Annotated in this window: 16 protein-coding genes and 1 riboswitch; of the genes, 13 read left to right on the top strand and 3 right to left on the bottom strand. The window is 66.2% G+C overall.

The window, feature by feature from the left end:
- Positions 1 to 51 precede the first annotated feature (51 nt).
- From secD to ACX80G_RS11430, 3 genes are all read left to right on the top strand, one after another.
- The gene (gene secD, locus ACX80G_RS11440) at positions 52 to 1,791 is read left to right on the top strand and encodes a protein translocase subunit SecD (protein WP_459307764.1); all 1,740 of its coding nucleotides are present in this window, start codon (positions 52 to 54) and stop codon (positions 1,789 to 1,791) included.
- Positions 1,792 to 2,802 carry a protein translocase subunit SecF gene (gene secF / locus ACX80G_RS11435; RefSeq protein ID WP_459307763.1) on the top strand — a complete coding sequence of 337 codons (1,011 nt, stop codon included), beginning with the start codon at positions 1,792 to 1,794 and terminating at the stop codon, positions 2,800 to 2,802.
- A 167-nt stretch (positions 2,803 to 2,969) separates the two neighbouring features.
- Positions 2,970 to 5,459, top strand: coding sequence for a RelA/SpoT family protein (locus ACX80G_RS11430; protein ID WP_459307762.1), 2,490 nt, complete (start codon positions 2,970 to 2,972; stop codon positions 5,457 to 5,459).
- Positions 5,460 to 5,467: 8 nt separating this feature from the next.
- Here ACX80G_RS11430 and ACX80G_RS11425 read toward each other — a convergent pair whose 3' ends face one another.
- Together ACX80G_RS11425 and ACX80G_RS11420 are read right to left on the bottom strand one after the other, a co-directional pair.
- Positions 5,468 to 6,097, bottom strand: coding sequence for a hypothetical protein (locus ACX80G_RS11425; protein ID WP_459307761.1), 630 nt, complete (start codon positions 6,095 to 6,097; stop codon positions 5,468 to 5,470).
- Between the two features lie 138 nt (positions 6,098 to 6,235).
- Positions 6,236 to 7,951, bottom strand: coding sequence for a DUF349 domain-containing protein (locus ACX80G_RS11420; RefSeq protein WP_459307760.1), 1,716 nt, complete (start codon positions 7,949 to 7,951; stop codon positions 6,236 to 6,238).
- Positions 7,952 to 8,385: 434 nt separating this feature from the next.
- On the opposite strand from ACX80G_RS11420, the gene hisS reads away from it, so the two are divergent.
- On the top strand, positions 8,386 to 9,732 hold the full coding sequence (gene hisS / locus ACX80G_RS11415; RefSeq protein WP_459307759.1) for a histidine--tRNA ligase: 1,347 nt from the start codon (positions 8,386 to 8,388) through the stop codon (positions 9,730 to 9,732).
- Positions 9,733 to 9,753: 21 nt separating this feature from the next.
- Here hisS and ACX80G_RS11410 read toward each other — a convergent pair whose 3' ends face one another.
- Positions 9,754 to 11,034, bottom strand: coding sequence for an APC family permease (locus tag ACX80G_RS11410; protein ID WP_459307758.1), 1,281 nt, complete (start codon positions 11,032 to 11,034; stop codon positions 9,754 to 9,756).
- A 117-nt stretch (positions 11,035 to 11,151) separates the two neighbouring features.
- Here ACX80G_RS11410 and aspS point away from each other — a divergent pair, with 117 nt between their 5' ends.
- The 9 genes from aspS (at position 11,152) to hisG (ending at position 18,841) form a co-directional block, all read left to right on the top strand.
- Positions 11,152 to 12,918 (top strand): aspartate--tRNA ligase, encoded by a 1,767-nt coding sequence (gene aspS / locus ACX80G_RS11405; RefSeq protein ID WP_459307757.1) that lies wholly within the window; start codon positions 11,152 to 11,154, stop codon positions 12,916 to 12,918.
- Positions 12,919 to 12,993: 75 nt separating this feature from the next.
- Positions 12,994 to 13,137, top strand: a riboswitch (FMN riboswitch).
- Between the two features lie 103 nt (positions 13,138 to 13,240).
- Positions 13,241 to 13,924 (top strand): nicotinamide riboside transporter PnuC, encoded by a 684-nt coding sequence (gene pnuC / locus ACX80G_RS11400; protein WP_459307756.1) that lies wholly within the window; start codon positions 13,241 to 13,243, stop codon positions 13,922 to 13,924.
- Positions 13,925 to 13,929: 5 nt separating this feature from the next.
- Positions 13,930 to 15,033, top strand: a complete 1,104-nt coding sequence (ribD, locus tag ACX80G_RS11395; RefSeq protein ID WP_459307755.1) for a bifunctional diaminohydroxyphosphoribosylaminopyrimidine deaminase/5-amino-6-(5-phosphoribosylamino)uracil reductase RibD — start codon at positions 13,930 to 13,932, stop codon at positions 15,031 to 15,033.
- Entirely contained in the window at positions 15,018 to 15,758 is a 741-nt protein-coding gene (locus tag ACX80G_RS11390; RefSeq protein WP_459307754.1) for a riboflavin synthase, read from the top strand. The genes ribD and ACX80G_RS11390 overlap by 16 nt, the downstream gene beginning before the upstream one ends.
- Positions 15,755 to 16,432: a 3,4-dihydroxy-2-butanone-4-phosphate synthase gene (gene ribB / locus ACX80G_RS11385; RefSeq protein WP_459307753.1), complete on the top strand. Its 678-nt coding sequence runs from the start codon at positions 15,755 to 15,757 to the stop codon at positions 16,430 to 16,432. The genes ACX80G_RS11390 and ribB overlap by 4 nt, the downstream gene beginning before the upstream one ends.
- A complete protein-coding gene (ribA, locus tag ACX80G_RS11380; RefSeq protein WP_459307752.1) occupies positions 16,429 to 17,064 on the top strand; it encodes a GTP cyclohydrolase II in 636 nt (211 codons plus the stop codon). Before ribB ends, ribA begins: the two co-directional genes overlap by 4 nt.
- 55 nt (positions 17,065 to 17,119) lie before the next feature.
- Complete coding sequence (ribH, locus tag ACX80G_RS11375; RefSeq protein ID WP_459307751.1) at positions 17,120 to 17,599, top strand: 6,7-dimethyl-8-ribityllumazine synthase; 480 nt, start codon at positions 17,120 to 17,122, stop codon at positions 17,597 to 17,599.
- A gap of 63 nt (positions 17,600 to 17,662) precedes the next feature.
- Positions 17,663 to 17,926 (top strand): phosphoribosyl-ATP diphosphatase, encoded by a 264-nt coding sequence (locus ACX80G_RS11370; protein ID WP_459307750.1) that lies wholly within the window; start codon positions 17,663 to 17,665, stop codon positions 17,924 to 17,926.
- 72 nt (positions 17,927 to 17,998) lie between these two features.
- Complete coding sequence (gene hisG, locus ACX80G_RS11365) at positions 17,999 to 18,841, top strand: ATP phosphoribosyltransferase (RefSeq protein WP_459307749.1); 843 nt, start codon at positions 17,999 to 18,001, stop codon at positions 18,839 to 18,841.
- Position 18,842 lies beyond the last annotated feature (1 nt).

Here is an 18,842-nt window from a genome sequence, read left to right as displayed (position 1 = left end):
ACCGCTCTCAGATCCACCCCAGCGTGCGCTCTCGATAAAAGGAAATTCCACATGCCTCGTACCGGCCCAGGCACGGCAGCCAAACGGACCCTCGTTTGGCTCGGCGTTATGTTCGCTTTACTTGCGGTTCTCCTGGGCAGCGGGTCCGTCTGGAGCACCGCGAGCTGGAGCCCCAAACTGGCTCTTGACCTTGAGGGCGGAACCCAGATGATCCTGGCGCCGCAGGTACAGGGCGGCGGCGAAGAGATCACCGAAGAGCAGCTCGACCAGGCGGTCGAGATCATCAGGCAGCGCGTCGACGGCAGCGGTGTGGCCGAGGCCGAAATCAACACCGAGTCGGGCCGCAACGTCATTGTTTCACTGCCCGGCATCCCCGACGCCGAGACCCGTGAGTTGATCCAGGCATCCGCGCAAATGGAATTCCGTCCAGTCCTATTCGGCGGCGCGGGGCAAGCGCCTGCGGCTGAGACGCCGACCCCCGAGGAGGAACTGCCCGTCCCCACCGCCGAACCCACCGACGCCAGCGATCCAAACTGGATCACCGGCGAGGTTCTCTCCGAATTTGAAGCCCTGGACTGCACCTCCCCTGAGGCACTCCAACCGGCTGAGGAAGCGGCACCAGCCGACGAGCCGCTGGTTGCCTGCGAGCCGGGCACCCAGGGTAAGTACATCCTCGGGCCGGTGGAGGTGCCGGGCACCGACATCGACACAGCCGACTTCGGCATGCAGCGCAGCCCCCAGGGTCAGTCGCTTAACACCTGGGCCGTCAACATCCAGTTCAACGCCGAAGGCAGTGAAATCTTCCGCGGAGTCACTGAACGGTTGTTCGCTTTCGGGGAGGGCGATCCGCGGAACCAGTTCGCCATTGTGCTCGACGGAACCATCATCTCCGCCCCCACCACCAACGTGGTGATCCCCAACGGCCAGCCCTCCATCAGTGGCAGCTTCACCGAAGAGTCGGCAGCAGCATTGGCCGAACAGCTGAAGTACGGCGCTCTTCCCATCAGCTTCGAGATCCAGAGCGAACAGCAGATATCGGCGACCCTGGGAGCCGACCAGCTCCGGCTGGGGCTCATCGCCGGCATCATCGGCCTCATCCTGGTGGCCGTCTACTCAATCTTCCAGTACCGGATGCTGGGGCTGGTCACGATCACCTCCCTCGTCGTCGCCGGTCTGCTGACCTACCTGGCCATCTGTATTCTCGGTTGGACCGAGAATTACCGCCTGTCCCTGGCGGGCGTTGCGGGCCTGATCGTAGCGATCGGGCAGACCGCCGACTCCTTCATCGTCTACTTCGAACGAATTCGCGATGAGCTCAGGGACGGTCGCGGCCTGGTATCTGCAGTCGAGAACGGCTGGCGCAGGGCAAAACGCACGGTCCTGGCCTCAAAGGCAGTCAACCTGCTCGCCGCCGTCGTGCTGTACTTCGTGGCGGTGGGTAACGTGCGCGGGTTCGCCTTCACCCTCGGCCTGACCGCCGTCGCCGACCTGATCGTGGTCTTCCTGTTCACCCAGCCGGTCATGCGGCTGCTGGCCAAGACCAAGTTCTTCGGGGAAGGACACCGGTTCTCGGGTCTCGATCCGAAGAAGCTCGGCGTCATGCCGCTGTACCGTGGCGCAGGCAGGATCCGGATGCCCTCGGCCACCCCCGAGATGGCTGCCGCCGGCCGCACCAAGAACAAGGCAGTGTCAGGCGAAATCGCCCGGCGCACCACTATCGCAGAGCGGCGGCTGGCCGAACAAAAAGCTCTTGCCGCGCGCAGCAATGGCACCGAAGAGAAGGACAAGTAAATGCGGGGCTTCAGCTTTGCCAAGTTTGGCAACGACCTCTACTCGGGCAAACGGTCCTACCCCTTCGTGGGGAAGCGCAAACTGTGGTTCACCATTGCAGCGGTAGCTGTCCTGGTGTCCATCCTGATCCCTGTGGTCAAAGGCGGGTTCAACCTCGGGATCGACTTCCGCGGTGGGTCCGAGTTCACCGTGTCCAGCGTTGAGAACACCGACGTCGCGCTGGGCGAGCGGGCAGTCACCGACGTCGTCGCCGACGCTGTTCCGAGCGTCACGAACATCGCCCCGCAGACGATGCGCATCCAGACCGAGCGCCTCTCCGACGACGAAACGCTCAGCGTCAGGGATTCGCTAATCGGCGCCTACGACGTCACAGCCGAGGAAGTCACCTCCACCTTCGTGGGGCCGACTTGGGGTGAGGACGTCAGTCGTCAGGCGCTCATCGGGCTGGTGGTCTTCGTCGCCCTTGCCGCGGTGCTGATGGCCGTCTACTTCAGGACCTGGAAGATGTCCGTCGCAGCACTCGCCGCTCTGGTGGTGGTGATGACCGTGACAGCCGGTCTGTACGCGCTGAGCGACTTTGAGGTCACCCCGTCAGCGGTGATCGGCTTCCTCACGGTGCTCAGCTACTCGCTCTACGACACGGTCGTGGTCTTCGACAAGGTCAGAGAGAACACCGCGGACCTAGATGTTTCAACGAAGCGGACGTTCGCCGAGCAGGTCAACCTTGCGGTCAACCAGACTCTGGTCCGCTCCATCAACACCTCGGTGGTGGCCGTGCTGCCGGTCGCCTCTATCCTTTTCATCGGGGCGCTGCTCCTCGGAGCGGGCACCCTGCGGGACCTCTCCCTCGCTCTCTTCATCGGCATCATCATGGGCACCATCACCACCCTCTTCGTGGCGGCGCCGATGTACGCATGGCTGCGGATGCGGGAACCAGACATCAAACGCCAGGAGAAGCGGGTGCTCCAGCGCAGGTCGGTTGAAGCGGCGGAGACCGTCCCGGCGACCTAATTGGCGCCGTGCGTCTCAGACCATGACCGACCGTGTCCTGGACCCCTGTGGGGTTCAGGACACAGTCGTTTCCAGGCCCGGTCCGTCCGCCCCCGGAGAAGTGTGCACGACGGTTTGGTTTGCACGTCTAGACTTAAGGATGCACGCCGGAGAAGTGGCGTGGTGTAATGCCCGTCAGCCGTCTGGCGGGTGAGGAATCGGAGTGGTACGTGGCAGAAGCCAGTGGTCCAGCAGAGCGGGCAGACACGGATAGCCGTGAGCAGCGTCCCGGCGCCACCTCGCGCCCGTCAACCGCGCAGCTCGAACAGGTGCCAGCACCCCCGGCGGCCACCCCACCGGTCCGCAGCGACGCTGCGGCAGCGTCGCCGTCGTCGGCCCCCTCAGCGGGCAGCGCCGACCATAGCGCACTGCCAGAGCGGAAAGTCCGCCCCCGATCCCGACTGGCACGGCTGACGGGCAGGGGAGCGCCCGGGTACTCGCCGGTACTCGAACCGCTGCTCCGGACGGTCAGGGCCAACAACCCCAAAGAGGACCTGGACCTCATCCAGCGGGCGTACCTGGTTGCCGAGCGTAGCCATGACGGCCAGAAACGGAAAAGCGGCGACCCGTATATCACCCATCCGGTCGCCGTCGCGACCATCCTCGCCGAGTTGGGGATGACCGGCACCACCCTCGCCGCCGCACTGCTGCACGACACCGTTGAGGACACCTCGTGCACCCTCGACGACATCAAACGGGACTTCGGCGCCGAAGTGGCGATGCTGGTGGACGGGGTGACCAAACTGGACAAGGTGTCCTTCGGGGACGCCGCGCAAGCGGAGACAGTCCGCAAGATGGTCGTCGCCATGGCCAAGGACATCAGGGTGCTGGTGATCAAACTTGCCGACCGGCTCCACAACGCGCGGACGTGGCGGTTTGTCTCACCCGAGTCGTCGGCCAGGAAAGCACGCGAAACCCTGGAGATTTTCGCCCCGCTGGCCCACCGGCTCGGGATGAACACCATCAAGTGGGAGCTCGAGGATCTGTCCTTCGCTGCGCTGCACCCGAAGGTTTACGAAGAGATTGTGCGGATGGTGGGTGATCGCACCCCCGAGCGTGAGAAGCACCTGTCGGTGGTGCGCACCCAAATCGGTGAGGACCTCCGGTCGGTCAAGATCAAGGCCGCCATCACCGGGCGACCAAAGCACTACTACTCGATCTATCAAAAAATGATTGTCCGCGGCAAGGACTTCGACGATATCCACGACCTGATGGGGATCCGGGTCCTGGTTGATAGTGTCAGGGACTGCTACGCCACGCTCGGGCAACTGCACGCCCGCTGGAACCCGCTCCCGGGCCGGTTCAAAGACTACATAGCGATGCCCAAGTTCAACATGTACCAGTCGTTGCACACCACGGTCATCGGGCCGGGTGGGCGTCCCGTGGAAATCCAGATCCGGACCCACGACATGCACCGCCGTGCCGAGTACGGTGTGGCAGCGCACTGGAAGTATAAGGGCACCGGGGCGAAAGTCGGTGACGGACCCGACAACAGCGACATGGGCTGGTTGCGGAGCCTCGTCGACTGGCAGCAGGAGACCTCTGACCCCGATGAGTTCCTGGATTCACTTCGCTTCGAGATCAACGCGCGGGAAGTCTTCGTGTTTACCCCCAAAGGCGAGGTGATGGCGTTGCCGTTCGGCTCGACGCCGGTCGACTTCGCCTACGCCGTGCACACCGAGGTGGGCCACCGAACCATCGGCGCGCGGGTCAACGGCAAGCTGATCCCCTTGAACAGCGAGCTCAACCACGGTGACTGGGTGGAGATTTTCACCTCAAAGGCCGAGGGCGCCGGGCCAAGCCAGGATTGGCAGGGTTTCGTCAAGAGCCCGCGGGCTCGCAACAAGATCCGGCAATGGTTCACCAAGGAACGCCGCGAAGAGGCGATTGAGAAGGGCAAGGAACTGCTCACGCGTGCCATGCGTAAGCAGAACCTGCCGCTGCAGCGCATGATGACCCATGATGCGCTGATGGCCGTCGCCCAGGAACTCCGGCACGCCGACATTGCCGCCCTGTACGCCGCCGTCGGGGATGGGCATTCCTCGGCGCAGAACGTGATCGAACACCTTGTTGCACTGATGGGCGGCAATGAGGGCGCCGAAGAGAGCCTCGCCGAATCAACGGTTGCCACCACCCCCCGCCGGCCCAAGTTCTCCGACTCGGGGGTGACAGTGCGTGGGGTTGGGGATGTCTGGGTCAAGATTGCCCGTTGTTGCACACCGGTCCCACCGGATCCGATCGTCGGGTTTGTCACCCGCGGTTCGGGTGTCTCGGTGCACCGGACTGATTGCCGCAACGTTGAGGAGTTGCGCGACCAGCCGGACCGGATTGTCGAGGTCGAATGGGCGCCCACCCAGTCCAGCGTGTTCCTGGTTGAAATCCAGGTCGAGGCGCTTGACCGCAAGAGCTTGCTCTCCGACGTCACCCGGGTCCTGTCGGAAAACCACGTCAATATTCTCGCCGCGAGCGTCAACACCTCAACGGACCGGGTTGCGTTGTCGCGGTTCGCCTTCGAAATGGGCGACCCGAAGTATCTGACCCACATCCTCAACGCCGTGCGTCGAATCGACGGCGTATTCGATGTCTATCGCACCACCGGGGCCCAGCGGAGGCTGTAGCTGAGGTATCAGTCCTGCCCCGAATGCATGGCTGTCTGTAGGCGAGCCAGGGCGCGGTTCTTACCGGGAACACGACGGGTTGCCTCAAGGGCCCTGACTACCAGAACCAGATCGCAGCCCAGCGACGGCTGGGTGGCCAGTCTAATGAGGCTTGGCAGCGCCCACGATTCGTGACCGTGAACCGCAACGTCCAGTGCAGTCCTGAGGGGTGAGGTGACACCCACCCCACCCAGCACCCTGACGTCGCGGGGACCCAATGCCACCTGATGCATCAGGGCGTCACTGAACGGTGGCAGGGCGGTCGTTCGACGCCGATGGTCGGTCACCAGATTGACCGTGCCGGGTAGGCTGGCGCAGCCGTACACCCAGGCAGCGCTCTGGCGGGCAAGGGCCACCTTCGGACGCAGCGGTTCCGGGACGCACAGGATTGCTGATTGTGCGCGGGAGACCGGATCGAGATGGAGGTCGGCACGCGCATACGACTCCCCACACACCCGGTGGAGCAGGCCATCGTTGCACATGGCCTGCAGCTCAACCGTGCTGAAGATGTCGTTGGCACGAAACAGGACACCGCCGGTTGAGGTGACCGGCTCTGCCCTGTCCATTGCGGGGGTCGCGCCCTGCAGGTGTTGGGACATAGCACTAGCATTCCGACTTGCCCAGCAAAGCGAAAGCCCCGGTGTCCGGATGTGGATAACTCAAAGCCCGGCCAACCAGACTCTGGTCAACCGGGCTTCAGCGCATCGTCCTGACCCGTGGGTCCTCGGGAAAATATCCTAGGAGAAGTCCTTCGCCGACTTGCGGAGCATCTCCAGCCACTGCTCGCGGGCCGTCAAGGCCTCCCCGGCAGCGGCAATACGCTTCGCGTCGCCGGCCTTCTGGGCGGCACCCAGATCGTCCTGAAGTGCTGCGATGGTGGCTTCGAGCTGGCTCAGCGCGCTGTTGGTGCGGGCCTGAGTCTCCGGGTTGGTCCGCTCCCAGTGGGCGTCGTCAGCCGACTTGACTGCGTCCTCAACCTCACGGATACCAGCCTCGATGCGGCCCATGTCGGAGCGCGGCACCTTGCCGGCCTCCTCCCAGCGGTCGCGGATGGACTGCAGCGACTTCTTCGCCGCGGCAAGGTTCTTGATCGGCAACAGCTGACGAGCTTCCGCCAACAAGGCTTCCTTGACCACCAGGTTGGCTCCGTACTCCTCGTCGATCGCCTCGTTGGTGGCCTTCCTCGCGGTGAAGAACCGGTCCTGGGCGGCCCGGAAGCGGGCCCAGAGGGCGTCGTCGTCCTTGCGGCTGGCCCGTTTGGAGGCCTTCCACTCGTCCATCAGCCGGCGGTACTCGCCAGCGGTGTGGCCCCAATCGGTGGAGGTGGACAGCGCCTCGGCCTGCTGGATGAGGGATTCCTTCGCCTGCTTGGCTGAGGCGTTGTCGGTGTCCAGCTGGGAGAAGTAGGCGCGGCGATGACGGTCGAAAATGGTGCGCGCCGCGCGGAACCGCTTCCACAACCCGTCCTCGGTGCCGCGGCCAAGACGGATGCCGTTCTTTTGGGCGGCCTTCCAGGTCTCGAACAACTCGTTCATCCTGGTGCTGCTGGCCTTCCACTGGACGGTGGAAGGGTCGCGGCCGGCGATCTCCTCAGCTTCGGCAACAATCGCCTCGCGGGCCGCCAACTCGGCGGTCTTCAACGCATCCTGGACGGCTTTCTCGGCGGTAACGAGTTCGGAGATCGAGCCGGTCAGGGCGTCAAGCCGGGTTTCGAGCGCCAGCACGTCGCCGACCATTTTCTTCTCGGCCACCTGTTCCCGCAGGTGATCCGCCGTCTTCTGCATGTCAGCCGACGGCGCCTTTGCCTGCACCCGCTGCTCAAGGAGCACAATCTGGCTGGCCACGTCGTCGTACTTCCTGACGAAGTAGGCAAGCGCCTCATCCTTCGACGCATCCGGGTACTGCCCAACAGCGTGCTCCTCGCCGTTGACGATCAGAAACACATGGCCGTCCTCCTCGACGCGGGCGAACCTGGCCGCCTCGCTAAGGGAAGTGCTGTGCGCTGGGGGAGCGGCGACTGGGGATCCGGGTTTGCCAGCGGGCCTCCCGCCGGGCTTGGCCCCGGGACGCGGTGCCATCGCGCCGGGGGTCGGGGCAGCGGGAGCCGGGGTAGCAGTGGGGGTCGGGGCGGCGCCGGGGGTCGTGCTCGGGTGGGGCACGGGGCGGTCGGCCAGAGGGGTCGCCTCAGGAGCCGGGGTCTCTTCAGTTGCTGCGGTCTCGGCAGGCGCAGAGGCCGCGTCCGACGCTGGGGTCTCCGGAGCCACCTGGGCAACTGGTGCTGCCGCCGGTTCAGCTGGCTTGGGCTCGACTACCGCGGCTTCTGCCGCCGGTTCAGCTGGCTTGGGCTCGACTACCGCGGCTTCTGCCGCCGGTTCAGGGACTGTGGGGGCTACCTCGTCGCCTGACGTTTCGTCGCCACGGGGTGTTTCGTCGGATTGCTGACTTTGTGTCACCGCTAGAAGTCTTTCGCTCGTTGGTTTGCCTGCTACCTCGCGGCAACTAGTTCAGGGCTCCTGAGTCTATCGTCACAGCACTGGCCGGGGGACCGTTCTCTCTCGTCTACCGGCTCCTGCTTTGCGTCCCGGTGCTGCGCAGCCTAAAAGGTTACTTTACGCATAAGGGTTCGGCAGCGGAATTTCGTAGCGCTCACCGTGGACCGAGTGCGCCCGCCACGGACCGACTGCTGCGGTGAGCAACCCGGACTGGCGGGGTCAACCTCGACCGCGGAGCGGGAAAAGCTGCTCACCGATACCCAGGTTGACCACCGTGGGCGGCGAAGGTGGCGACCGGGGAAGGGACGAAGCGTTTCGCGTGGGTCCACCCCAGCCCCTAAAATGAATGCCGCACCAGTCACCCGAAAGCTACGTACTGCAAGGAGCTCAGCCGTATGGCACGCAAGGCCTCACTGTCAGGTTTCCCAGAATGGCTGCCGGAGGAGCGACTGGTGGAGCTGCATGTGCTGGACACGCTGCGCAAGACGTTCGAACTGCACGGCTTCTCCAACATTGAGACCCGCGCTGTCGAGACGGTGTCCCACCTGCTACGCAAGGGCGACATCGACAAAGAGGTCTACGCCGTTTCCCGACTGCAGGCCGACGACGACGGCGGCCGCGCGCCCAGTGCCGGCGACGGCCTTGCCCTCCACTATGACCTCACAGTCCCGTTCGCACGCTACGTGGTCGAAAACTCGGGGCACCTCGCCTTCCCCTTCCGGCGCTACCAGATCCAGAAGTGCTGGCGCGGCGAGCGCCCGCAGGATGGCCGGTTCCGCGAGTTCACCCAGGCGGACATCGATGTGGTGGGCGACGGCGTCCTCCCGTTCCGGTACGACGTCGAACTCGCCCTCGTGGTGGTCGATGCCCTGTCCGCCCTCCCCATCCCCGACTTCACCGTGCGCGTCAACAACCGGAAGCTGGCCGAGGGATTCTACCGGGGGATCGGCCTTGAGGACACCGCCGGTGTGCTGCGGAGCATCGACAAACTGGAGAAGATCGGCGCCGAGAAGGTGACCGCGCTCCTTGAGACCGAACTTGGTGCCACCGCCGAGCAGGCAGCACTTGCCCTCCGCCTCGCCTCTATCCGCACCACTGACGTGGCGTTCGTCGATCAGGTCCGCGCCCTCGGGGTGACCCACCCACTGCTCGAAGAGGGCCTCGGGGAGCTGGAGCAGGTCATCGCCGAAGCCTCCAAGCGCGCCCCGGGCCGGGTCGTGGCGGACCTCAGCATCGCCCGCGGCCTCGACTACTACACCGGCACCGTCTATGAGACGGTACTCAACGGGCACGAGTCGTTGGGCTCCATCTGCTCCGGCGGCCGCTATGACAGCCTGGCCGCCAAGGGCAACCGCACCTTCCCCGGCGTCGGCCTCTCCATTGGGGTTACCCGGCTGGTGTCGCGGATCCTCAGCCAGGGCTTCACCGCGGTCTCCCGCCAGGTCCCCACCGCCGTCCTGATCTCGCTCACCGATGACAGTTCGTGGTCCGCCGCGCAGGACATTGCCGCGTCGCTGCGTGGCCGGGGCATCTCCGCCGAGGTGGCAGCCTCGGCCGAGAAGTTCGGCAAGCAGATCAAGTTCGCTGATCGGCGTGGCATCCCGTTTATCTGGTTCACGGCCGAGGACGGGACGCACGAGGTCAAGGACCTCAGAACCGGTACCCAGGAGCCAACCGACCCTGACACCTGGTCCCCTCCGGCTGCCGACCGGGTGCCGACGGTGCTGCGTTCAGAGGGCTAGCCGACGCCCGCGCACCAAAGCTCAGGCCCGTCGTCGTCGCACATTGACGACGACGGCGCGGCAGAGCACCCCGGCGGTCAGGACCGCGAGCATGGTCAGCACCGACGACGCCGGGAGGGTCAGGGCCAGCAGCACGCACCCGGCGAAGCCGACCACGTTCAGCGCCCGCGGCGAATGCCACGGCCGGTCCGTCAGCGTGAACGCTGACAGGTTGGTGATCGCATAGTAGATCAGCACCCCGAAGCTGGAGAAGCCCACCACCGTGAGCACATTGGTAGCCAGAAGTAAGCCAATGACGACGACGACGGTCGCCAGGTCCGCGGCATAGGGAACTCCGAAGCGCTGCCAGATACTGGCAAGCACTCGGGGCAGGTCGCCCTCCCGCGCCATGGCCAGGGTGGTCCTGCCCACCCCGGCGATGAGGGCCAGTAGGGCTCCGAGGCTGGCTAGCGCCGCCGCCACGGTGACCGCCGCCGTCGGGACCCCTGACGTTGAGGCAGCGAACACCTCGAGGAGTGGTGCGGGGGACCCGGCCAGCGTCGTCGGGCCGAGCGCGGAGAGCAGCCCAAACGAGAGCAGCAAATACAGTACCAGCGTGAAGCCGAGTGATCCGAAGATCGCTGCCGGGATGGTGCGTTGCGGCTCGCGCACCTCTTCGCCCATGGTGGCCAACCGCGCATACCCGGCAAAGGCGAAGAACAGCAGCCCAGACGCCTGCAGCACCCCGAGCCAGGTGGTGGGCAGGGGGATCGGGTCGGACGGTGCGGGAGCGGCGAAGGCGGCGACCACCACGAACGCCAGGACCGGAACCACCAGGGACACGATGATCCGGGTCATCAGGGCGGTTCGGCTGACGCCTAGCAGATTCACTACCGTCAGACCCACGACCGCGGCAACCGCTGCGGCGGTCTCGAAGCCCGGGGCGGCGTATAGGCCAAAGGTCAGGGCCATCGCGGCGCAGGAGGCGGTCTTACCGGAGACAAAACTCCAGCCAGCGACAAATCCCGGCCAGGGACCGAGCTGACGACGCCCGTAGACGTACGTGCCGCCACTCTGCGGATGCACCGCAGCGAGCTGCGCCGAGGCCGCCGCGTTACAGTACGCGACGAAACCGGCGATCGACACGGCCAGGGGGAGCCAGCTCCCGGCGGCCGCGGCTGCCGGGGCAAACACCACAAACACCCCGGCGCCGATCATGGAGGCGATCCCCACGGTGGTGGCGTCGAAGCCGCCCAGCTGCCGCCGAAGTCCCGGTGGATTAGTGGGAGGCGGATTGTTCCCTGCCGGATTAGGCGGTGCCATCTGTGATCCCCTGCCGTGGCGGGTGGGTTCCGGTATCACCGGTAAACTCGAACGAGACGATCTTTTCATACGCGGGTAGCCCATCGATGCCCCGCACCTCCACCCGGAAGGAATGCTGTGCTGCGCACACATGACCTCGGTTCACTACGGACTGAGCACATTGGACACACCGTCACCCTGGCAGGCTGGGTAGCCCGCCGCCGAGATCACGGCGGGGTAGCATTCCTTGACCTGCGCGACGCTTCAGGCTTCGCCCAGGTCGTCGTCCGGGAAGAGGAAGTGTTTCACGGCCTGCGCAATGAATACGTCCTGCAGATCACCGGCACCGTCGAGAAGCGGCCCGAGGGCAACGAGAACCCAGCGCTGGCCACCGGTGGCATCGAAGTCATCGCCGAGACGGTGACCATCCTGAACACCTCCGACCCGCTGCCCTTCCAGATCGACGAGCATGTCGAGGTGGGTGAGGAAGCCCGCCTGAAGCACCGCTACCTGGATCTGCGCCGGCCCGCGCCGAACGCCAACCTCCGGCTGCGCTCCGAAGCGAACCGGGTGGCGCGCGAACTGCTGCATCAGGACGGGTTCGTCGAGATTGAGACCCCCACCCTCACCCGGTCGACCCCCGAGGGCGCCCGCGACTTCGTGGTGCCAGCCCGTCTGGCCCCCGGCTCCTGGTATGCCCTGCCCCAGTCACCGCAACTGTTCAAGCAACTCCTTCAGGTCGGCGGCTTCGAAAAGTACTATCAGATTGCCCGCTGCTACCGCGATGAGGACTTCCGCGCGGACCGCCAGCCCGAGTTCACGCAGCTCGACATCGAAGCCAGCTTCGTCGAGCAGGACGACGTCATCGCCCTCGGCGAGAGCCTGGTCAAGGCGCTCTGGCAGCTGATCGACGTCGAGATCCCCACCCCGATCCAGCGGATGACCTACGCCGACGCCATGGCCCGGTTCGGCTCCGACAAGCCCGACCTGCGCTTCGGCCTGGAGCTGACCGAGCTCACCGACTTCTTCAAGGACACCGATTTTGGCGTGTTCAAGGCACCCTACGTCGGCGCCGTCGTAATGCCCGGCGGGGCCTCCCAGCCGCGCCGCCAGCTTGACGCCTGGCAGGAATGGGCCAAGCAGCGCGGCGCGAAGGGCCTCGCCTACGTCCTCGTCGACGACGACGGCAGTCTCCGCGGGCCCGTCGCCAAGAACCTCACCGACACCGAGCGCGACGGCCTGCCCTCCGCCGTCGGCGCCAACCCTGGCGACTGCATTTTCTTCGCCGCCGGGGAGAAGACCCCGTCCCGCGCACTGCTCGGCGCGGCACGCGTCGAGATCGGCCACCGCACCGGTCTGATCGACCCAAAGGCCTGGGCGTTCGTCTGGGTGGTCGATGCACCGATGTTCGAACCGGCGTCGGCGGCCGTCGCAGCCGGCGACGTGGCGGTTGGCGGGGGAGCGTGGACGGCTGTGCACCACGCCTTCACCTCGCCCAAGCCCGAGTACCAGGATACTTTCGACAAGGATCCGGAGACCGCGCTGGCCTACGCGTACGACATTGTCTGTAACGGCAACGAGATTGGTGGCGGCTCGATCCGTATCCACCAGCGCGATGTGCAGGAACGCGTGTTCTCGGTCATGGGCATCAGCACGGATGACGCGCAGGAGAAGTTTGGGTTCCTGCTCGAAGGGTTCAAGTACGGCGCGCCCCCTCACGGCGGCATCGCATTCGGCTGGGACCGCGTCGTCGCGCTGATGGCCGGCACCGAGTCCATCCGCGACGTCATCGCGTTCCCGAAGTCCGGCGGCGGCTTCGACCCGCTGACCGCGGCGCCCGCCCCGATCACCGCGCAGCAGCGCAGGGAAGCCGGGGTGGACTTCACGCCGGAGAAGAAGAACTAAGGGCTCCCGGGCGGATCCGGTTTGTGACGGGAATGGATACACGCCCAATCCGGTTGTGAAATACTGATAGACACAAACGTGCTCCGGGGTCGGTGTAATTCCGAACCGGCGGTGATAGTCCGCGACCCGTCCGCTCCAGCGCCACCCGCGCCGGAAGGGACGGTTGAGCCGGTGAAATTCCGGCACCGACAGTTAAAGTCTGGAGGGGAGAAGCGCGTGCAGCTTTGGCTGTGCTGGTTCGTTGGCGCCTTGGTGCACAGCAACCGGCACCGGCCGTTCCTGTCGTTACCCCGGAGCGCACCGCTCGAGACAAGGGAACGACGTGGACTTTCTGAGGTGGCTCTTCGAAGCTCAGATCCCTGTTGCCGGCAGCGCACTGTTGCTCCGCGAGGTGATCGGCAACATCTTCGGTCTCCTCAGCGCGCTTGGCGGGATGCGGCGGAAGCTGTGGGCCTGGCCGGTCGGCATCGTGGGCAACGTCCTGCTCCTCACCGTCTTCCTCGGATCGTTCTTCGGCGGGGCCGACGCCGCCAACCTCCTGGGTCAGGCTGGCCGCCAGATCATGTTCATCGCTGTCGCCGTCTACGGCTGGCGCCAGTGGCGGGCGAGCTCCGAACCGGACGGCTACGCTATCACCCCGCGCTGGGCACCCCGCCGGGCACGGATCGGGCTGGTCGCGGGAATGATCCTCGGCACCGTGGCGCTGACCCCCCTCTTCCGGATGCTTGGCTCCTACGAACCGGTCTGGGCCGATGCCTGGACCTTCGTCGGTTCGCTGCTGGCCACCATCGGTATGGCCAAGGGCTGGGTCGAGTTCTGGCTCATCTGGGTAGCCGTCGACGTCGTCGGGGTGCCGCTGCTCTTCAGCGCCGGCTACTACGCGTCGGCCTTCATGTACCTGTGCTACGGAATCTTCACGCTGATCGGTTTCTTCGTCTGGATGCGGGCGCGCGATCGCAGCAAACCCCGCGTCGATGTCCTCCTCCCGGATCCCGCCCTCCGGTGAGTACCGTGAACCAGCCAGCGTCCGACGCCGAAACCCGGGCGATGCGCCACGCCCTCGAGTTGGCGGGCCAAGGTGTGCGCGGCGCCAACCCTTTGGTGGGATCGGTCATTCTTGATGAGGGTGGTGCCACCATCGGCGCTGGCTACCACCGGGGAGCCGGTACCCCGCATGCGGAAGTCGATGCTCTAGCCGATGCCACGACCCGGCGTGCCGACCTCACGGGCTGCACGCTGGTCTGCACGCTCGAACCCTGCAACCACGCCGGACGCACCGGACCCTGCACCGATGCTATTGCCGTGGCGGGGATCGTCCGCGTGGTGTACGCCGCCGACGACGTCCACGGCCCGGCCGCTGGCGGCGCCGGCTCGCTCCGGGACCACGGCGTCGACACGGTCGGGGGACTGCTGGCCGACGAAGCGCACCGGATGAACCGCCGGTGGCGCGACGCCACCAGCTCGCACCGCCCCTTCATCACCCTCAAGATTGCCCAGACCCTCGACGGGCGGGTCGCGGCAGCGGACGGCACCAGCCAGTGGATCACCGGCCCCGAGTCACGCACCGACGGGCACGCCATCCGGGGGCGGGCCGACGCGGTGCTGGTCGGCACCGGCACCGTGTTCGCTGACAACCCAGCCTTGTCGGCGCGGCACTCTGATGGGTCCGATGTGGCCCGGCAGCCCCTGCGCGTCGCCATGGGACTGCGCCCGGTCCCGGAGGATGCGGCGATCCGTGGCGCCCGGTTCAGTCAGCTCAGCACCAGAGATCCGTGGGCAGCGGTGCAGAACCTGTACGACGAGGGCGTGGGTCACCTGATGATCGAGGGCGGTCCCACAATCGCCAGCGTATTCCTCGCCGCAGGGCTGGTCGATGAACTGGTCATTTACCAGGCACCCCTGCTACTCGGCGGCGGTACGCCAGCTGTCCAGTCCCTCGGGATCGGCTCGCTCCGGGATGCCAGCACCTGGGAGCTCGACCACCACGGGGGCGGCGCGCTCATGCAGTGCGGCAAGGACATGCGCCTCCGCTTCAGCCCGGCACCCGCCGGCCATCAGACCCCGTCGCAGACGACACCCAGCAGCAAAGGACCCACCACATGTTCACAGGAATAGTCGCCGAACAGGGCAGCGTCGTCTCACTGGACGTCTCCGCGGACCAGACCAGCGCCATCCTGGTTTTCGACGCACCAACCACCGGCCAGGATCTGGGCCTCGGCGGCTCGATCGCCGTCAACGGCGTCTGCCTCACCGCCACCAGCATCGATGGCGGCAGGATCGCCGTCGACGTGATGGGCGAGACCCTGCTGCGAACCACCACCGGGTCCCTGGCCGCAGGCAGCGCGGTCAACCTTGAGCGCTGCGTCCCGGCGGCCGGTCGGCTGGACGGACACGTGGTCCAGGGTCACGTCGACGGTATCGGCACCTTGCTGGAGCGGGAGAACCAGGGCGCCTGGCACCGGCTGCGGTTCGGCTTGCCGACCCGGTTGGCCCGCTACGCAGCGGAGAAGGGGTCCATCACTGTCGACGGCGTGTCGCTCACGGTCAGCGCTGTCAGCCCCGTTTCCGCCCCCGACCCCTGGTTCGAGGTGGGACTGATTCCCACTACGCTGCAGGAAACCAGTCTGGGCCTGAAGCAAACCGGGGATTCGGTGAACCTGGAAATGGATGTGTTGGCCAAATACGCTGAACGGCTGATGAGTTTCATGTTGCCGGCGTGGCAGTCGCCGAACACCCAGACAATCCCCATCCAGAAACCAGCAGTCCAGAAACCCGCGGTCCTCAGACCTGCAGTCCAGAAACCGACGGTTCCGCCGGCCATCGCCGAGCCGCAGCCATGACCGCCCACGACACCGAACCGGTAACGGGGTCCATCCGGATGGACGCCGTGCCAGCAGCTGTCGCAGCGATAGCCGCGGGCCGCGCCGTCGTTGTCGTCGATGATGAGCGGCGCGAGAATGAGGGCGACATCATCTTCGCCGCCCAGTTCGCCACCCCGGAACTGGTCGGGTGGACCGTCAGGTACACCTCGGGGGTGCTGTGCGTGCCGATTTCCGGCGCTGCCGCGGACCGGCTCCTGCTGCCGCCGATGACCGCCGTCAACGAGGACGCCAAGGGCACCGCCTACACCGTCTCCTGCGACGCGGCGGAGGGCGTGAGTACCGGGATCAGCGCAGCCGACCGGTCGGTCACCGCACGCCTGCTCGCCGATCCGACAACGACGGCGGCGCACCTCACCCGTCCGGGGCACATATTCCCACTGCGCGGCGAGCCTGGCGGGGTGGGCGAACGTCCAGGCCATACCGAGGCCGGCCTCGAACTGTGCACCCTGGCCGGCCTCGAGCCGGCGGCGGTAATCGCCGAGCTGGTGCATGACGAAGGGCAGATGATGCGCCTGCCCGCCCTGCGGGACTTCGCCGACGCCCACGGCCTGCCCCTGATCTCCATCAAAGACCTCCTGAGCTACCTGGCTACGTCAGGCACCCCCGATGTAGAGGAGAGGGACCCACGATGAACACCGCCAACGTCACCGGCGGGCCGGTGGTCACCCTCCCGACGGCCTTCGGGCAGTTCACCACCCGCGCGTGGACCGATGAGGTGACCGGAGTCGAACACCTGAGCCTTTCATCGCCGGGTGGCAAGGGCGCGGCCGGCGCCGAGGCCCCGCTCGTGCGGTTGCATTCCGAATGCCTCACCGGAGACGTCTTCTCCTCCTTCCGGTGCGACTGCGGTGAGCAGCTTGAACAGGCGCTGCAACTGGTCGCCGAACAGGGCGGCACGGTGGTGTACCTGCGCGGCCAGGAAGGCAGGGGGATCGGCCTGGCCAACAAGATGCGGGCCTACGCGTTGCAGGAAGGCGGAGCCGACACTGTTGAAGCCAACGAGCAGCTCGGCCTGCCGGTCGATTCCCGCGATTACCAGGCGGCAGCGGCGATCCTCCACCAGCTGGACCTGGGCGCGATCCGACTGCTCAGCAACAACCCCGAGAAGCGCGACAAACTGCTGGAGCACGGCATCGAGGTCACCGCGATGGTGCCCGCGGTGGTGCCAGCGCGGGCCGAAAACCAGCGGTATCTGCAGACCAAACGGGACCGGCTCAACCACCGGCTCACCCAGCTTGAAGACCACGGGCTCCAGCAAAGCTAAGCCCACCCCTCCTGATCACCACACCTCCTAATCACCACACCGAAAAGAGACCCTTATGAGCGGCCACGGCGCACCACCCATCGACCTCAGCCACCTTGCCGGAGCGCAGCACCTGCGCCTCGCCGTCGTCGCCGCCAGCTGGCACACGGAGATCATGGACGGGCTGCTCGACGGCGCCCTGCGCGCCGCGCGCGACGCGGGCGTCGACCCAACGGTGGTGCGGGTTCCCGGCAGCTTCGAGCTTCCTGTCGCTGCCGCGCGGCTGGCTCCGCACTTCGACGCGGTGGTGGCGCTCGGTGTCGTCATCCGCGGCGGCACCCCGCACTTCGACTATGTCTGCCAGGCCGCGACCTCCGGCCTGACCGACGTCAGCGTCCGGACCGGGAAGCCGGTCGGATTCGGCGTCCTGACCTGCGACACCGAAGAGCAGGGGCTTGACCGTGCCGGGCTGCCCGGATCCAGCGAAGACAAGGGGTACGAGTCGGTCGCCGCGGCACTGACCACCGCCGCCGCGCTCGGGGCGTGGCAGGGCTAGAGCTGTGTCACACGAAATCCGCCGAATGAGGCTCAGCGCCGCCAACCCAGTAACGTTGGCTCTGTGAAAAGCTTCGAAACACTCTTTGCCGAACTCAGCGCCAAAGCCGTCGCGCGCCCCGACGGATCGCGCACCATCGCCGAACTCGATTCGGGCGTCCACGGCATCGGCAAGAAGGTTGTTGAGGAGGCCGCCGAGGTGTGGATGGCCGCCGAGTACGAATCGGATGAGGCAACCGCGGAGGAAATCTCCCAACTGCTGTACCACCTGCAGGTCCTGATGATCGCCAAGGGTCTGACGCTGAACGACGTGTACAAGCATCTCTAGGCACCGTCCCACCCCGGAGATGAGTGCCGCCAGCAGCAGATTCCCCTCGAACACCTCAGCGAAAGAAACCCCATGCTCCGTGTAGCAGTACCCAATAAGGGCGCCCTGTCCGAAGCCGCCTCAGCCATGCTCGCCGAGGCCGGCTACCGTCAGCGCCGCGACACCCGCGAACTGGTCCTTGAGGATCCGGATAATGGGGTCGAATTCTTCTTCCTCCGCCCCCGCGATATCGCGGTCTATGTGGGCGCCGGAACGCTCGACGTCGGCATCACCGGCCGCGACCTGTTTCTTGACGCCGACGTCGACGCCCAGGAGCGGCTGACGCTGGGGTTCGGCGCATCGACCTTCCGGTTCGCCGGCCCGGTAGGGGATTTCACCGATGTCGCGCAGCTCGACGGCAAGCGGCTCGCCACCAGCTACGACGGTCTTCTGCGCCGGTACCTGACGGATCACGGAGTCGAGGCGACGGTGGTGCGGCTCGACGGAGCCGTCGAGTCTTCAGTGCGGCTCGGCGTCGCCGACGCCATCGCCGACGTCGTCGAGACCGGTAACACGCTCAAAGCCGCCGGAATGGAAATCTTCGGCGAGCCGATCCTGCGCAGTGAGGCGGTCCTGATCGGCCGCAACGGCGACGCGCCGGCCGGCCTCGATGTGCTGATCCGCCGGCTGCAGGGTGTGCTCGTGGCACGCCGGTACGTACTGATGGACTACGACATCCGCAAGGACCTGGTCGACCAGGCTGCAGCGCTGACGCCCGGCCTGGAATCCCCGACGATTTCCCCGCTGCGCGACTCAGACTGGGTGGCCGTCCGGTCCATGGTGCTCCGCAACCAGACCAACCAGGTCATGGACGAGCTTTACGAGCTGGGCGCCCGCGCCATCCTGGTCAGCACCATCCACGCCTGCAGGGTCTAGG

This window comes from Arthrobacter glycogeni, from assembly GCF_054510815.1.
The sequence above is the reverse complement of the archived record's forward strand: the minus strand, read 5'-3'. Positions and strand labels throughout refer to the sequence as shown.

Excerpts from the sequence above, each read along its gene's own strand:
- secD (WP_459307764.1), top strand. The coding sequence starts at position 52 with ATGCCTCGTACCGGCCCAGGCACGGCAGCCAAACGGACCCTCGTTTGG.
- secF (WP_459307763.1), top strand. The coding sequence starts at position 1,792 with ATGCGGGGCTTCAGCTTTGCCAAGTTTGGCAACGACCTCTACTCGGGC.
- ACX80G_RS11430 (WP_459307762.1), top strand. The coding sequence starts at position 2,970 with ATGCCCGTCAGCCGTCTGGCGGGTGAGGAATCGGAGTGGTACGTGGCA.
- ACX80G_RS11425 (WP_459307761.1), bottom strand. The coding sequence starts at position 6,097 with ATGTCCCAACACCTGCAGGGCGCGACCCCCGCAATGGACAGGGCAGAG.
- hisS (WP_459307759.1), top strand. The coding sequence starts at position 8,386 with ATGGCACGCAAGGCCTCACTGTCAGGTTTCCCAGAATGGCTGCCGGAG.
- ACX80G_RS11410 (WP_459307758.1), bottom strand. The coding sequence starts at position 11,034 with ATGGCACCGCCTAATCCGGCAGGGAACAATCCGCCTCCCACTAATCCA.
- ACX80G_RS11390 (WP_459307754.1), top strand. The coding sequence starts at position 15,018 with ATGTTCACAGGAATAGTCGCCGAACAGGGCAGCGTCGTCTCACTGGAC.
- ribB (WP_459307753.1), top strand. The coding sequence starts at position 15,755 with ATGACCGCCCACGACACCGAACCGGTAACGGGGTCCATCCGGATGGAC.
- ribA (WP_459307752.1), top strand. The coding sequence starts at position 16,429 with ATGAACACCGCCAACGTCACCGGCGGGCCGGTGGTCACCCTCCCGACG.
- ribH (WP_459307751.1), top strand. The coding sequence starts at position 17,120 with ATGAGCGGCCACGGCGCACCACCCATCGACCTCAGCCACCTTGCCGGA.
- hisG (WP_459307749.1), top strand. The coding sequence starts at position 17,999 with ATGCTCCGTGTAGCAGTACCCAATAAGGGCGCCCTGTCCGAAGCCGCC.